The sequence below is a fragment of the Streptomyces sp. NTD107 genome (assembly GCF_059510435.1).
In genome coordinates this window covers 39911-53290 of the sequence record NZ_JCAJZV010000013.1, presented here as the reverse complement: position 1 = coordinate 53290, position 13380 = coordinate 39911, and the positions used below count along the sequence as shown (strand labels likewise).

The 13380-nt window shown below is 70.5% G+C and carries 14 protein-coding genes and 1 tRNA gene; 9 read left to right on the top strand and 6 right to left on the bottom strand.

Annotated elements, in window-relative coordinates:
- Positions 1 to 6: 6 nt before the first annotated feature.
- The 3 genes from AC5WRL_RS22700 to AC5WRL_RS22690 form a co-directional block, all read right to left on the bottom strand.
- A complete protein-coding gene (locus AC5WRL_RS22700; RefSeq protein WP_496090488.1) occupies positions 7 to 1548 on the bottom strand; it encodes a PP2C family protein-serine/threonine phosphatase in 1542 nt (513 codons plus the stop codon).
- Positions 1549 to 1636: 88 nt separating this feature from the next.
- Positions 1637 to 2167, bottom strand: a complete 531-nt coding sequence (locus AC5WRL_RS22695) for an FHA domain-containing protein FhaB/FipA (RefSeq protein WP_496090487.1) — start codon at positions 2165 to 2167, stop codon at positions 1637 to 1639.
- Between the two features lie 10 nt (positions 2168 to 2177).
- On the bottom strand, positions 2178 to 2987 hold the full coding sequence (locus AC5WRL_RS22690; protein ID WP_496090486.1) for an FHA domain-containing protein: 810 nt from the start codon (positions 2985 to 2987) through the stop codon (positions 2178 to 2180).
- Positions 2988 to 3332: 345 nt separating this feature from the next.
- Between AC5WRL_RS22690 and AC5WRL_RS22685 the strand changes: the two genes are divergently transcribed.
- The 3 genes from AC5WRL_RS22685 to AC5WRL_RS22675 all read left to right on the top strand — a co-directional run bounded on the left by AC5WRL_RS22685 (position 3333) and on the right by AC5WRL_RS22675 (position 6274).
- Positions 3333 to 3419, top strand: a tRNA-Leu gene (locus AC5WRL_RS22685).
- A 212-nt stretch (positions 3420 to 3631) separates the two neighbouring features.
- On the top strand, positions 3632 to 5149 hold the full coding sequence (locus AC5WRL_RS22680; protein WP_496090485.1) for a glycoside hydrolase family 28 protein: 1518 nt from the start codon (positions 3632 to 3634) through the stop codon (positions 5147 to 5149).
- 273 nt (positions 5150 to 5422) lie between these two features.
- Positions 5423 to 6274, top strand: a complete 852-nt coding sequence (locus AC5WRL_RS22675; RefSeq protein ID WP_496090484.1) for a hypothetical protein — start codon at positions 5423 to 5425, stop codon at positions 6272 to 6274.
- 70 nt (positions 6275 to 6344) lie between these two features.
- Here AC5WRL_RS22675 and AC5WRL_RS22670 read toward each other — a convergent pair whose 3' ends face one another.
- On the bottom strand, positions 6345 to 7346 hold the full coding sequence (locus AC5WRL_RS22670; RefSeq protein ID WP_496090483.1) for a hypothetical protein: 1002 nt from the start codon (positions 7344 to 7346) through the stop codon (positions 6345 to 6347).
- Complete coding sequence (locus tag AC5WRL_RS22665; protein ID WP_496090482.1) at positions 7343 to 7699, bottom strand: ATP-binding protein; 357 nt, start codon at positions 7697 to 7699, stop codon at positions 7343 to 7345. The genes AC5WRL_RS22670 and AC5WRL_RS22665 overlap by 4 nt, the downstream gene beginning before the upstream one ends.
- Before the next feature lie 300 nt (positions 7700 to 7999).
- On the opposite strand from AC5WRL_RS22665, the gene AC5WRL_RS22660 reads away from it, so the two are divergent.
- From AC5WRL_RS22660 to AC5WRL_RS22645, 4 genes are all read left to right on the top strand, one after another.
- Positions 8000 to 8866, top strand: a complete 867-nt coding sequence (locus AC5WRL_RS22660) for a helix-turn-helix domain-containing protein (RefSeq protein WP_496090481.1) — start codon at positions 8000 to 8002, stop codon at positions 8864 to 8866.
- Entirely contained in the window at positions 8863 to 9087 is a 225-nt protein-coding gene (locus AC5WRL_RS22655; protein WP_496090480.1) for a DUF397 domain-containing protein, read from the top strand. Before AC5WRL_RS22660 ends, AC5WRL_RS22655 begins: the two co-directional genes overlap by 4 nt.
- Entirely contained in the window at positions 9068 to 9295 is a 228-nt protein-coding gene (locus AC5WRL_RS22650) for a DUF397 domain-containing protein (RefSeq protein WP_496090479.1), read from the top strand. Before AC5WRL_RS22655 ends, AC5WRL_RS22650 begins: the two co-directional genes overlap by 20 nt.
- A 94-nt stretch (positions 9296 to 9389) precedes the next feature.
- Positions 9390 to 10574, top strand: coding sequence for a GyrI-like domain-containing protein (locus AC5WRL_RS22645; RefSeq protein WP_496090478.1), 1185 nt, complete (start codon positions 9390 to 9392; stop codon positions 10572 to 10574).
- Here the strand turns inward: AC5WRL_RS22645 and AC5WRL_RS22640 are convergent.
- On the bottom strand, positions 10534 to 11448 hold the full coding sequence (locus tag AC5WRL_RS22640) for a helix-turn-helix transcriptional regulator (RefSeq protein ID WP_496090477.1): 915 nt from the start codon (positions 11446 to 11448) through the stop codon (positions 10534 to 10536). The genes AC5WRL_RS22645 and AC5WRL_RS22640 overlap by 41 nt on opposite strands.
- 169 nt (positions 11449 to 11617) lie before the next feature.
- Here AC5WRL_RS22640 and AC5WRL_RS22635 point away from each other — a divergent pair, with 169 nt between their 5' ends.
- Positions 11618 to 12634 (top strand): zinc-dependent alcohol dehydrogenase family protein, encoded by a 1017-nt coding sequence (locus AC5WRL_RS22635; protein ID WP_496090476.1) that lies wholly within the window; start codon positions 11618 to 11620, stop codon positions 12632 to 12634.
- A 19-nt stretch (positions 12635 to 12653) separates the two neighbouring features.
- Positions 12654 to 13319, top strand: coding sequence for an SDR family NAD(P)-dependent oxidoreductase (locus AC5WRL_RS22630; RefSeq protein WP_496090475.1), 666 nt, complete (start codon positions 12654 to 12656; stop codon positions 13317 to 13319).
- Positions 13320 to 13380 lie beyond the last annotated feature (61 nt).

Genomic DNA, 13380 nt, shown 5'->3' with positions numbered 1-13380 from the left:
CGCCGGCTAAGAGGCGCAGTACCGCGCGAGCTGCTGCTGGCGTTCGGTGAGGGTCGGGATCTCGGGGCCGGGGCCGGCTGCTGCGCCGCCCCCGGTGGGGGGTTCGGTGGCTTCAGGGTCCTCCGAGTCGTCCGGGTTCTCCGGGTTCTCCGGGTTCTCCGGGTTGTCCGGGGTGACGTTGTTGCCGTCGTTCTTGGCGTCCTGCTCGTCCTGCTTGTGCTGCTCGGCCGCCGCGAGGGCGTCGCGCTGGTCGGCGAGCGCCTGGCAGGCGTCGGCCTGCTCGCCCAGCTCGGCGATCCGGGCGTTGCCCTCGGCGAGATCGTTGACGGAGATGAAGCCCTCGACCTGGCTGCGCTGGTAGTCGGGGAGCAGGGCCAGGGGGATCTCGGGGTGGTCCTCCTTGACGCTGGACAGGCTGAGCGGGCCCAGGTCCTGGCTGACGCCCTGGAAGAGCGCGACGTGGTCGCCGTTGGCGCCGACGTAGAACTGGTTCTGGGTCCAGCGGTAGCCGGCGTACAGGCCGCCGCCGATGACGGCGAGGGCGAGGACGGAGAGGCTTACGGTGCGCCAGGGGCGGCGCCGGGGGCGCTGCGGTACGTACTCGTCGTCGGTGAAGGCGCCGAAGGTGCCGGGCGGTACCCCGCCCTGGCCGTCGGCCCCGGGTCCGCCGCCGGGGGTGCCGGGCTGCTGGCGGCCGAGTTCGGCGGCGCGGGAGGCGGGGGTGGCCGGGGCGTCGCCGCCGGTCTGGGCCTGTACCTCGGCGACGGCGCCGACGATCTGCGGGGCGTCGTACAGCTGCTGGGCGAGGGTGTCGCCCTCCTGGGTGCCGACGTCCAGCACGTCGGCGACGATGCAGGTGATGTTGTCGGGGCCGCCGCCGCGCAGGGCCAGCTCGATGAGGTCGCGGATGGTGTCCTGCGGGGGCAGGAAGGCGCCGAGGGTGTCCTGGAGGGTGTCGTGGCTGACGACGCCGGACAGGCCGTCCGAGCAGACCAGATAGCGGTCGCCGGCCCGTACCTCGCGGATGGAGAGGTCGGCCTCGATGTGGTCGGCGCTGCCCAGGGCCCGCATCAGCAGCGAGCGCTGCGGGTGGGTGGTGGCCTCTTCCTCGGTGATGCGGCCCTCGTCGACGAGCCGCTGCACCCAGGTGTGGTCCTGGGTGATCTGGGTCAGCTCGCCGCCGCGCAGCAGGTAGGCGCGGGAGTCGCCGACGTGGACGACGCCGAGCCGCTGGCCGGTCCACAGCAGTGCGGTGAGGGTGGTGCCCATGCCGTCGAGGCGGGAGTCCTCCTCGACCATGGAGCGCAGCCGGTCGTTGGCGGCCTGCACGGAGGAGTCGAGGGAGGTGAGGATGTCGGAGCCGGGGATGTCGTCGTCGAGCTGGACGAGGGTGGAGATCACTTCGGAGGAGGCGACCTCGCCGGCGGCCTGGCCGCCCATGCCGTCCGCGATGGCGAGGAGGCGGGGGCCGGCGTAGCCGGAGTCCTCGTTGTGGTCGCGGATCATGCCGACGTGTGATCCGGCGGCGAATCTCAAGGACAGTGTCATGCTCACCTCACCCGCCCGTTCCGGGGCTCCGAACACGCTGCCCGCCCTCCGGTCATCCCGGTGATCCCGGTCCTCATGGTGGCCGTCCCTACTTCCGCAGCTCGATGACCGTCTTGCCGATCCGGATCGGCGCTCCGGGCGGGATCGGCTGCGGCGTGGTCAGCCGGCCGCGCTCAAGGTAGGTGCCATTGGTCGATCCGAGATCCTCGACGATCCACTGGCCGTCGCGGTCGGGGTAGATCCTGGCGTGCCGCCCCGAGGCGTAGTCGTCGTCCAGCACGATCGTCGAGTCGTGTGCCCGGCCGAGCGTAATGGTCTGTCCCGCCAGGGCGACAGTGGTTCCGGTGAGAGAACCCTCGGTGATCACCAGCTTGGTGGGGGCGCCGCGGCGCTGCCGCCCGCCGCCCCGGCCGCCGCGGGCGGGCTTGGCCTGCTCCGGCTTCTGCTGCTGCCGGGCACGCGGCTGCATCGGGGCGTTGCCGCCCTGGCGGGTGGCGCCGCGCTGGGTGACCCGGGTGCCGAACAGGTCGCTGCGGATCACCTGCACGGCCACGATCACGAACAGCCACAGGACGGCCAGGAAACCCAGCCTCATGACCGTCAGGGTCAGCTCTGACATTGCCCCCGCTTCACCCTTCGGCTTGCCGGTAAATGATGGTGGTGCTGCCCACGACGACGCGTGAGCCGTCGCGGAGCGTAGCGCGTTTGGTGTGCTGCCCGTCGACCACGATGCCGTTGGTCGAGCCCAGGTCCCGGATTGTGGCCGGTTCTGTGGCCTGGATCTCGCAGTGCCGCCGGGAGACCCCGGGGTCATCGATCCGGACGTCCGCCTCGGTGCTGCGGCCGAGCACCAGGGTGGGGCGCGAGATCTGGTGCCGCGCGCCGTTGATCTCCACCCAGCGGCGCACCGTACCGCGCACACCGGGGGCCGCGCCGGGCGGCGGTCCGGCGGGCAGCGGGGGCGCGCCGGCCGGGCGGGCCGGGGCGCCGGGCGGCGGGGAGTGCGGGGACGCCGTGGGAGGGGCGCCGTACGCCGGGGCGCCGGGGCTCTGCTGCGCGCTGCTGCTGGCGGCCAGGGTGCGGCTGCGGACCCGGTACAGGCCGGTGTCGAGGTTGGGCGCCTTCTCCAGGTTGACCTTGATCTCGCCCATGAAGGTGTAGCGCTGCTGCTTGGCGTACTCCCGGACCATTCCGGCCAGTTCGTCGCCGAGCTGCCCGGAGTACGGGGCCAGCCGCTCGTAGTCGCCGCCGCTCAGCTCGACGATGAAGTCGTTGGGAACGACGGTGCGGTCGCGGTTCCAGATGGTGGCGTTGTTGTCGCACTCGCGCTGGAGCGCGCCGGCGATCTCCACCGGCTGCACCTCGGACTTGAAGACCTTGGCGAAGGTGCCGTTGACGAGACCTTCGAGGCGCTGCTCGAAACGCTTCAAGACTCCCATGACGCACCTCCTTCCGGTGTCCCGACAGCCTGCGGTTCGGCGCGGTAGTGCTTACTGATCGTATCCACGCGCGAGACGATCAGGTGGTTCCCGGGATGGCCCCGGACGGTCCCCGCACCCACGCCGCTGCTCCCCCCGGGATCGTAAAGGGGAGCAGAGAACAGTGTCCCGCATGCGCGGAGGTTCTGCGGAGGGATGGGGAGGGATTACGGCCGTGGGCCGGGGTCGCGGCGGCGCGGGTCGGGGGCGTGGATTGCCGAGGTGAGAGCGGTGCCCGGTGCGTGCTAATCTTCTGTTCGTCGCCAGGGGCCAAGGCCCGGTCAGCACAAGGCGGCAACACCCAATGCGCGGGTGGCGGAATAGGCAGACGCGCTGGATTCAGGTTCCAGTGCCCGAAAGGGCGTGGGGGTTCAACTCCCCCCTCGCGCACCAGTCGGAGCGGCCGGCATCGTAATCACGATGCCGGCCGCTCCGCTTTTCCGTTTTTCCGGTGTTCTTCGGCTGCGCTCCGTAGGCGGAGGAGAGGTGAACATCCGGTGTGATTTACACCACGGAGGTTTTCGGCGGGGTGACGGCAACCCCTGGCGGGGCGGCGGCGACGAGATGCTGAAGATCGTTTGTTCCGTGGGAAGGACGACCAGCAGATGCACACAGACAGACCCGGACCCGGCCGCAGGGGGCACCGCGCCCCGTCCTTCACCCGGACGAGGGTCGCGGTCAGCGCCTCCCTCGCCGGGGTACTCGCCGTCGGCGGCCTGCTGATGGCCGCGACCACCTCCGGCGCCGCCACCGTCCCGCCGCTCGCCACCGGCGACAGCCGTACGGTGCGCGAGCCGGCCGCGCCCGCCACCGTGTGCCAGACCCTCAACGCCAAGCTGACGATGGCCTCCCGCAAGTCCGGCGAGACACAGGAGGCGGCGCCGCCCGACACCGTACGCGTCCAGCAGGCCCTGGACGGCTGCGCGCAGGGCGGCTCCGGCTCCGGGCAGGTCGCGGTGCGGCTGGCCGCCAGCGGCGACCATGTGGCGTTCCTGACCGGCCCGCTGACCATCCCGCGCGGGGTGGTGCTGGTGCTGGACAGCCGGGTGACCCTGTACGGGTCGCTCAACCCCGCCGACTACCAGATCAGCGGCAAGCCGGCCTGCGGCACGGTCGGCCCGGAATCCGGCGGCTGCCGGGCGCTGCTCACCGTCGGCGCCGCCAACGCCGGCATCCACGGAGAGCGCGGCGCCGACGGCCGCCAGGGCCGCATCGACGGGCGCGGCGACCTGCGGCTGCGCGGCACCGCCACGGCCACCACCTGGTGGGACCTGGCCGCGCAGGCCAAGGAGCAGAACGCCAAACAGAACAACCCGCGCCTCATCCAGGCGACGAAGGCCGACAACTTCACGCTGCACCACCTCGACCTGGTCAACGCGGCGAACTTCCACGTCTCGTACCAGAACGCCACCGGCTTCACCGCCTGGGGCGTCCGCATCAAGACCCCGGCCACCGCCCGCAACACGGACGGCATCGACCCGGCCGGCGCCACCGATGTGACGATCGCCCACTCGTACATCATGACCGGCGACGACGGCATCGCCATCAAGGGCGGCAGCGCCCCCTCGAAGAACATCACCGTCCGGGACAGCCACTTCTACGGCACCCACGGCATCTCGATCGGCAGCGAGACCAACTCCGGCGTCAGCAACGTCCTGGTGCGCAACAACACCCTCACCGGGACCGACGCGTACGGGAACCCGAGCGGCCACAGCGTCGGCCTGCGCATCAAGAGCGGCGGCTCGAACGGCGGGCCGGTGACCCGGGTGACCTACGAGAGCAACTGCATCACGCTGGTGAAGCGCCCGCTGGTGTTCAACACCCACTATGCGAGCGGCAGCGGCTCCACGCCGGTGTTCAGCGGGATCGTGGTGAACGGGGTACGGGCCACGAACTCGGTCTCCGGCGCCCGCTCGGAGTTCATCGGCTACAACGCGGCCAACCCGCTGGACGTCACGCTGCTCAACATCGCCCTGGACGTGAACACCACCGACAGCCAGTACGCGGCCGTCGCCCTGCACAACTCGACCGTCAAGCCGTCCGGCACCGGAGTGAGCACCAGCACGGTGACCGGCGGCACCGGATCCGTGCCCACCTGCACCTTCCCCGCGTACCCCTTCTGACCCCCAACTCGGCCCGCACGGCCTCCACGGCCGCCACCGAAAGGAACCCGGTGGCGGCCGTCTCGGTTCACTCCGGCCTTCCTTGCGCCTGAGTGGCCCGTTGGGCGAGCCGGCATCGGGGACCAGGAGGGGCGGCGGGTGTCGGCCGGGTCGCGCCCGGAGATTAGGCCGCCCCACGCCCTCCCAGGGGGTGATGCCGGAATCGCTGTCGCACAACAACCACAATGCTGCTGTCAATAACCGGTCATCCGGCTGCGCTCTATGCTGCGACCAGTGGAGATGTATGCGTGGATGACCTTGCTCGGCATCGAGATGATCTATGTCGTTGCCACGCTGGGGGGCGAAGTGGTGTCGCTGTTGTTGCGGCGTCGCGTATCGGATGTCGAACGACACCTGCATGAACTGCCCGACCACCGGCACTCGACGTTGTTCCAGACGCCGTTACTGCTCACCGTGGTAGGTCTGTTGGGTGGCTACGCCGGTGGCATGATCGGCGAGGATGCCAGGTCCACACTTTCTGGCGTCGTCTTCGCCGCTCTCTTTGTGTTTATTGCGGCCCGCCAACTGTACTGGGATGCCACTGGCAGAGGCCCCCGGCCCGTGGCTCGCGCACGCTGGCGGCAGGAGGCGGCCGAGCTGACTCGTCTCCTGTCGGCGGGACTCCCGCAGACTGACCGCGAGCACTCCCACATGCGGAGGCGGGCGGTGATCCTGGGCGCCATCGGGTCCCGCATCATTGAATCGGTGCAGGAGCAGAGTTGGCGTGCGGCATTCAGAGCAGAGCCGCGCGGGCGACAGGTCGTTGTCGTCGCCTCCATCGCGCTGCCGCTCATTCTTGCCGTGTGGCCGTCGATCAGCCACGGGGTCAACCGCGCTACGTTCTTCGGCTACGCGATCATGCTGACTCTGTCGCTGATGGCTGTTGCGACACCCGTGCTGCGCCGAGTGCGTACGCGGCGCACCGCCTTGGAGCTTGGACGCGAGCTGACAGAGTATTCCCGCGCGATGTTGGGGCAGCTCGCGCGCACACCGCCGAGGCGCCCCGACTCACGGGCGGCCCGCCTGCTGTCCGTCCTGCGCGATGCGGTGCGGAACCCGGTTCGAAGTACTGGAGGGGGTACGTGATCCGCTGAACGTTGTGCGGCCATCTCATGGCGAACCCGGTCCCGGGTCTCCCTGTGCGCATGTCGGGTTGTCAGGGGAGTTGGCGGGTGATGGTGTCGGTGAGGTGTTCGGCGAGGCGGGGGGCGTGGCGGCCGGCGGTCACCGTGATGACGCGGACGCCGGCCACCATCCGGTCGATGAGGGCGGCGGCCTGGAGGCGTAACGCGCCCGGTGGTCGGGTGCGTTCGGCCAGCCAGGGCGCCAGCCACGTCTCGTCGTCCGGGGTGCAGCACACCGATGCGAGAGCGGCGCGCGCCCACTCCGGGCCGGGCAGTTCCAGCCGGGGCGGCCGGGCGTCACCGGTGAGGCGGGGGAGGACCACCAGCCGCAGCGGGGCGCGTTCGCGCACCCGGGTGCGGTAGACGTCCGCGAACTCCCTCGGGGTGCGCTCCCCCACCGGCAGCGGTATCCCGACCACCGCCGGAACGCGGTCCGCCGTGACGGCGGTGCGCCCCGAGGCGACCAGCTGCGCCGGCCGGTACACGGTGAGGGCCCGCAGCACGGTGCCCTTGCCGCAGCCGGGCGGCCCGGCGATCAGCACCCCCTGGCCGCCCAGCGTCGCGGCGGCGCAGGCCCGGAAGAAGGCCCAGCGCCGGTGTTCGGCGCAGCGCAGGACCACTTCGCGGATGACGCGCGGCAGATGGTGCTCGGTGCCGTGGGCGGCCGGGTCCAGCACGATGTGCAGGCGCCCGGCCGGGTCCCGGGCGTACAGATGGTTCCCCCCGGCGGGTTCGGCGGGCCGCCACCAGTGGACGTCGCCGATGGCCGAGAAGAGGTAGCGCTCGCCGCGCAGGGGTGTGGTGGGCAGCGAGGGCGCCCGGGCGAGCCGGGCGGCGCGGTCCTGGAACAGTTCGCCGTTGTGGTGGATACGTACCGTGGTCGGGTACCGGCAGCGGCAGGGCATCGCGGGCCCCAGGTCCGGGACGAAGTCGCGGAGCCGGGCGAGCTGGAGCAGCCGCAGGGACGGGTCGGTGCGGACCCGGAACCGATGCCCCGCGAAGGTGAACTCGTCAACGCTGTGCGGCCCGGTCATGGCCGGCCCGCTTCGTACGGCAGACAGCACACGACCTGTTTGCCGAGCGGGGTGGGCACCACATGCCACCCCGGCGCGAGGAGGTCCAGCAGCCACAGCCCGCGTCCCGACTCCGAGACGGGATCGTCGAGGGCGACGGGTTTGCGGCGCGGCAGCCGATTCCGTTCCGGATCATGAACCTTGACCCAGACCCCGGCCCGCCCGGCATCGATCTCGATGACCAGCGGGACCCGGTCCCCGCAGGCCCGTACGCAGTTCCCGACCAGCTCGGAGGCGACGAGCTGCGTGTTCTCGCAGGTGCCGAGATCCACGGCGGCATCGCCGAGCGTCCGGGCGATCAGCTCACGGACCATGCACAGTTGCTCCGCACAGGCGTCGATGTAGAGCGAGAACCCACGCTTCCGACGCTTTAAGTACCCGCCCCGGGCTTGGGCCGGGACAGGCACGGTCGCGGACTGCGGTGTGGACACGACGGCCTCCAGCCGATGGTGGATCAAGTGGGCCGGGCCGGCGCCCGGTTGGCGCCACATTCGGCGACCCCCTTGGAGGGTGCCCTAAGTCTTCAAGGGGCCGCAAGGTTTCTGCCCTAAAGAGTGAATGGGCGGCCTCGGATGGAGCGTGAGGGAGCTGGGGATGGTGCAAGACTGCGGAATATGCCCCATCAACCGCTGGTGCCGACGATCCGCCGAAGGCGGCTCGGCACAACGCTGAGGAAGCTCCGCAACGAGGCCGGCCTGAACCTGGACGACGCGGCCGAGGCCATGGGCTGGTCGGCCCCGAAGCTCTCCAAAATCGAGAACGCCCGCCAGAAGATCCCGCCCACCCAAGTCCCCACCCTGCTCCGGGGCTACGGCATAAACGACCCCGAGGTGCTGACCGCACTGGAGAACCTGGCCCGGGACGCGGACAAGAAGGGCTGGTGGCAGACGTACAGCGGTGTGGTGTCGCAGTCGTACGCCGACTACATCTCCCTGGAGGACGACGCCGACCGGATCTGCGAATGGGCCCCACTGGTCATCCCGGGCCTGTTGCAGACGGCCAACTACGCGCTGGAGAGCATGACGGGGACGTCGCTATCCCGGACGCCACAGGAGATTGCGGCGCTGACCGAGGTGCGCCGGGCCCGGCAGGCCGTGTTGTCACGACCCGAGCGCCCCTTGGAATTGTGGGCGATCATCCATGAGGCTGCGCTGCACCAGCGGTTCGCAGTGAGGCCGGGCACCATGCGGGAACAGCTCCAGAGGCTGCTCGACGTTGCCCAGATGGCCAACGTCACTCTCCAGATCATGCCGCTTGACTGCACCGCCCACCCGGGGATCTTCGGCGGGTTCAGCCTGGTCAGCTTCCCCGGGCCGGCCCCGGAAATTGTGTCGCTGGAGAATCTCAGCGGTGCTACTTACGTTGAGGGCGACGGCACGTCAACCTTCGCACAGGCGGTCGATCGCATCCGGGCGGCTGCCCTGTCGGTGGAGGACTCTTTCGCACGCATTTCACAACTGGAAGAAAGGCAACGGAAGTGAATGACGCTCTGGCGGCACTGCATGCGCATGACCTCTCAGCCTCTCGCTGGCGCAAGGCCACCGCCAGCGGTCCTGAACACAACTGTGTGGAGGTCGCAGACCTTCCCGGCGGCATAGCCGTGCGGGACTCGAAAGCTCGGTATCGCACTCCGCTGCGGTTCACCGTCGAGCGGTGGGCGGACTTTCAGCAGGCCATTTCTGATGGGGATCTTCATGGATGAGTTGCACATCAATGACCTCTCCACTGCGCGCTGGCGCAAGGCGACGGCCAGCGGAGCAGAGCACGACTGTGTGGAGGTCACCGACCTTCCTGGCGGGATAGCCGTGCGGGACTCCAAGGCTCGCCATCGCGTCCCGTTGCGGTTCGCCGGTGAGCGGTGGGGGGAGTTTCGGCGGGCCGTCGTGGATGGGGGGCTTCGGTCGGTCTGATCGGTGATGGGTGTGGTGGTCGGTGCGGCGGTGTCGTGCCGGCCATCCGCCAACGGCGGCCCCTGCGGCCATATTCTAGTACTAGAATAATCCCATGAACTCAGGTCTGACCGCCGCCGAGCTGACCCTGCTCGGGCTGCTCGTGGAGCGGCCCCGGCATGGTTATGAGCTGGAGAAGGTGATCACCGAACGGGGGATGCGGGACTGGACCGAGATCGGGTTCAGCTCGATCTACTACCTGCTCACCAAGCTCCGCCAGCGCGGGCTGATCACCCAGGCCGATGCGGACCCGCCCGGTGGGGCCAAGGCGCGCAAGGTGTATGCCGCGACCGGCGAAGGGCGGCAGCTGTGCGCCGTTGCGGCCGAGGAGGCGATCGCCGACCTGGTGCCGGTTTTTCCGCGCGTTCTCGTCGGGCTGGCCAATCAGCCCGCCATGGAGCCCGAGCGGTTGCGGATCGCCCTTGACCAGCGGGCCGTCGCACTCGCTGAGCGCGTCGAGGACGTTCGGCGGGCGGCGGCGCGGGATGCGGACGCGCCCGGGTTCGTACGGGCGATCTTCGATCACTCGCTCAGTCAGCTGGCCGCCGAGCAGGACTGGCTGGCCCGTTACCGTGCGTCGCTGGACGACGCCGCGCACCGTTCAGAAGCAGAAGGAGAGCCGGCCGTGGCGACGACTCCGTACGACGTGAAGCGGGACAAGAAGGAGCTGTACGCGCCCAAGAACACCACCTGGGCCACCGTCGACGTTCCCGAACAGCACTTCCTCGCCGTCGACGGCACCGGAGACCCGAACACCGCGCCCGCCTACGCCAGTGCGGTCCAGGCCCTGTACGCCGTCGCCTACACCCTCAAGTTCTCGGCGGGCCGCGACTTCGTCGTCGGGCCGCTGGAGGGGCTGTGGTGGTCGGAGGACTATGCCGCGTTCACCAGCCGGGCCAAGGACAGCTGGAACTGGACCATGCTGATCAGCCTGCCCGCCTGGATCACCGAGGAGCGGGTGGCGGAGGCCAGGGAGGTGGCCCTGGCCAAGAAGAAGCTGGCCACCATTTCCCAGCTCCGGTATCTGATCCTGCACGAAGGGCTCAGCGCCCAGGTGCTGCACGTCGGCTCGTACGACGACGAGACGCCGATCATGAACGAGCTGCACCACACCTACCTCGACGCCAACCGGCTGCGCCCCACCGGCAAGCACCACGAGATCTACCTCGGCGACCCGCGCCGTACCGCCCCCGAGAAGCTCAGGACCGTTCTGCGTCAGCCGGTGGAACGCCTCGGCTGAGGGCATCGGTGCCGATGTCCTGGGTGGCCGCCCAGGACGCGAGCAGGCGCAGTCCCTCCTCGGAGGGTGAGCCGGGTTCGGCGGTGTAGATGGTGAGGGTGAGGCCGGGTTCGGCGGCCAGCTCCAGTCCCTCGTAGGCGAGCGAGAGATCACCCACCGTCTCGTGCGTGAAGCGTTTGGTGCCGGTGCCGTGCAGGCGGACGTTGTGGGCGCCCCAGCGGGTGCGGAACGCGTCGCTGCGCGTGGACAGCTCGCCGACCAGGTCGTGGAGGTCCTTGTCGTGCGGGTTGCGGCCGGCCTCGGTGCGCAGGATGGCGACGGTGGTGTCGGCGGTCTGGTCCCAGTCGGGGTAGAAGCGGTGGGCGGCCGGGTCGAGGAAGGCGAAGCGGGCGAGGTTCGCCTGGTTGTGGGGCGTGGCGTAGACGTCGTTGTAGAAGGCTCGGGCGAGCTGGTTGGCGGCGAGGACGTCCATGCGGCCGTTGCGGACGAAGGCGGGGCCGGCGGTGATCGCGTCCAGGGTCCATTGCAGGCTGCGGTGCGGGGTCCACGGCCGGGTGGCGCCGCGCCGGCGGGGGCGGGTGAGGGCGTCGGAGCCGTCGGCGGCCTGGGCCAGGTTGAGGAGGTGGGCGCGTTCGGCGTCGTCGAGCCGGAGGGCGCGGGCGACGGCTTCGAGGACGGCCGGGGAGACGCCGGCGAGGTTGCCGCGTTCCAGCTTGGCGTAGTACTCGACGCTCATGTCGGCGAGGGCGGCGACCTCGCTCCTGCGCAGGCCGGGTACGCGGCGGCGGCTGCCGGCGGGCAGGCCGGCCTGCCCGGGGGTGATCTTGGCGCGCCGCGAGGTGAGGAACTCGCGGACCGCTGCTCGGTTGTCCACGTGTTCGACGGTACGTCCCGCGCACGGCCATAGGGATGTACTGCTGGTACACCCCCTGATGGTGTCTCGCCTCGGGTGCCAGGAACGGGTTACCTGAAGGGAGCCATCAGGCCCCCACTCGTACACCCGTACACCCGTACACCCGTACCGGCACAAAGGAACCCCTCTCATGCGCGGCGCAGTGATCCACGCCCCCCGTGACGTCCGCTTCGAGACCCTGGACGACCCGCGGATTCTCCACCCCACCGACGCGATCATCCGTACCGCCGTGACCTGCGTCTGCGGCTCCGATCTGTGGCCGTACCGGGGTGTGGAGCCGGTCGCCGAGGCGCATCCGATGGGCCACGAGTACGTCGGCTTCGTGGAGGAGGTCGGGTCCGGGGTCACGGCGGTGAAGCCGGGGCAGTTCGTGGTCGGCTCGTTCGCCACGTCGGACAACACCTGCGCGAACTGCCGCAACGGCTTCCAGTCGAACTGCGTGCACCGCGAGTTCATGTCCACCTGCCAGGCCGACTACGTGCGCATCCCCAACGCGCAAGGCACCCTGGTCGCCACCGACGAGGTGCCGGGGGAGGAGTTCTGGCCGGGGCTGCTGGCCGTCTCGGACGTCATGGGCACCGGCTGGTGGGCGGCCGAGGCCGCCGAGGTGAAGCCGGGTTCGACGGCGGTGGTGGTCGGCGACGGGGCGGTCGGGCTGTGCGCGGTGATCGCGGCCAAGGAGATGGGCGCGGAACGGATCATCGCCATGTCCCGCCATGAGTCGCGGCAGAAGCTGGCCCGCGAGTTCGGCGCGACCGACATCGTCACCAAGCGCGGCGACGAGGGCGTCGCCGTCATCAAGGACCTGACCGGCGGTATCGGCGCCGACAGCGTGCTGGAGTGCGTGGGTACGGGCGAGTCCATGCAGCAGGCGCTGCACTCCGCGCGCCCGGGCGGCAGCGTCGGTTTCGTCGGCGTCCCGCACGGGGTGTCGGTCGACGCCCAGGAGCTGTTCTTCTCGCACGTCGGCCTGCACGGCGGGCCCGCCCCCGTACGCCGCTACCTGCCCGACCTGATCGAGCGGGTGCTGACGGGGCGGATCGACCCGGGCAAGGTCTTCGACCTCACCCTGCCCCTGGACCAGGTCGCCGAGGGCTATCGGGCGATGGACGAGCGCCGCGCGATCAAGACCCTGCTGCGCCCCTGATCCGTAAGGAGTACTCATCGTGACCACGTACGCCCTCGTCGGCGCCGGCCCCGGTCTGGGGCTGGCCTGCGCCCGCCGGTTCGGTGCCGCCGGCCACCGTGTCGCCCTGCTGTCCCGCGACGGGGACCGCCTCGGCCGGCTGGTGGACAGCCTGGCCGGGGACGGCGTCGAGGCCCGTGGCTACCGCGCCGACGTGCTGCGCCCCGACTCGCTCACCATCGCCCTGACGGCGGCCGGGGACGAGCTGGGGCCGATCGAGGTCTTGCAGTACAGCCCGCTGCCGCGCGCCGACTTCATGAAGTCGGTGCTCGACACGACGGCCGACGATCTGGACGCCCCGCTGGCCTTCTCGGTACGGGGCCCGGTCACCTGCGTGCGCGCGGTGCTGCCCGGGATGCGGGCGCTGGGGCGCGGCACGCTGCTGTTCGTCAACGGCGGCAGCGCGGTGCGCCCGGTCCCGGAGCGGGCCGGTACGTCGGTGGCGTTCGCCGGGGAGAGCGCGTACGCGGCGATGCTGCACGACGCGCTCGCCGGGGAGAACATCCACGCCGCCCAGCTGATCGTGCCCGGCGCGATCGCGCCGGACTCCGAGCACTCCAGTCCGGCGGTGCTGGCGGAGCGGCTGTACGCCCTGCACACCGAACGCGGCGGGTTCCGGCACTACGCGGAACCCATGCCCGCCTGACGCGAGGGACGACGCCATGCCCTTCACCGTCCGACGGACTCCGCCGCGTGCCGCTCCGGTC

Bases quoted from the DNA above. Each gene is read 5' to 3' on its own strand.
- AC5WRL_RS22650 (WP_496090479.1), top strand. From the start codon at position 9,068: ATGGGGATCTTCATGGATGAGTTGCACATCAATGACCTCTCCACTGCG.
- AC5WRL_RS22660 (WP_496090481.1), top strand. From the start codon at position 8,000: ATGCCCCATCAACCGCTGGTGCCGACGATCCGCCGAAGGCGGCTCGGC.
- AC5WRL_RS22665 (WP_496090482.1), bottom strand. From the start codon at position 7,699: ATGGTCCGTGAGCTGATCGCCCGGACGCTCGGCGATGCCGCCGTGGAT.
- AC5WRL_RS22645 (WP_496090478.1), top strand. From the start codon at position 9,390: ATGAACTCAGGTCTGACCGCCGCCGAGCTGACCCTGCTCGGGCTGCTC.
- AC5WRL_RS22690 (WP_496090486.1), bottom strand. From the start codon at position 2,987: ATGGGAGTCTTGAAGCGTTTCGAGCAGCGCCTCGAAGGTCTCGTCAAC.
- AC5WRL_RS22695 (WP_496090487.1), bottom strand. From the start codon at position 2,167: ATGTCAGAGCTGACCCTGACGGTCATGAGGCTGGGTTTCCTGGCCGTC.
- AC5WRL_RS22635 (WP_496090476.1), top strand. From the start codon at position 11,618: ATGCGCGGCGCAGTGATCCACGCCCCCCGTGACGTCCGCTTCGAGACC.
- AC5WRL_RS22680 (WP_496090485.1), top strand. From the start codon at position 3,632: ATGCACACAGACAGACCCGGACCCGGCCGCAGGGGGCACCGCGCCCCG.
- AC5WRL_RS22670 (WP_496090483.1), bottom strand. From the start codon at position 7,346: ATGACCGGGCCGCACAGCGTTGACGAGTTCACCTTCGCGGGGCATCGG.
- AC5WRL_RS22700 (WP_496090488.1), bottom strand. From the start codon at position 1,548: ATGACACTGTCCTTGAGATTCGCCGCCGGATCACACGTCGGCATGATC.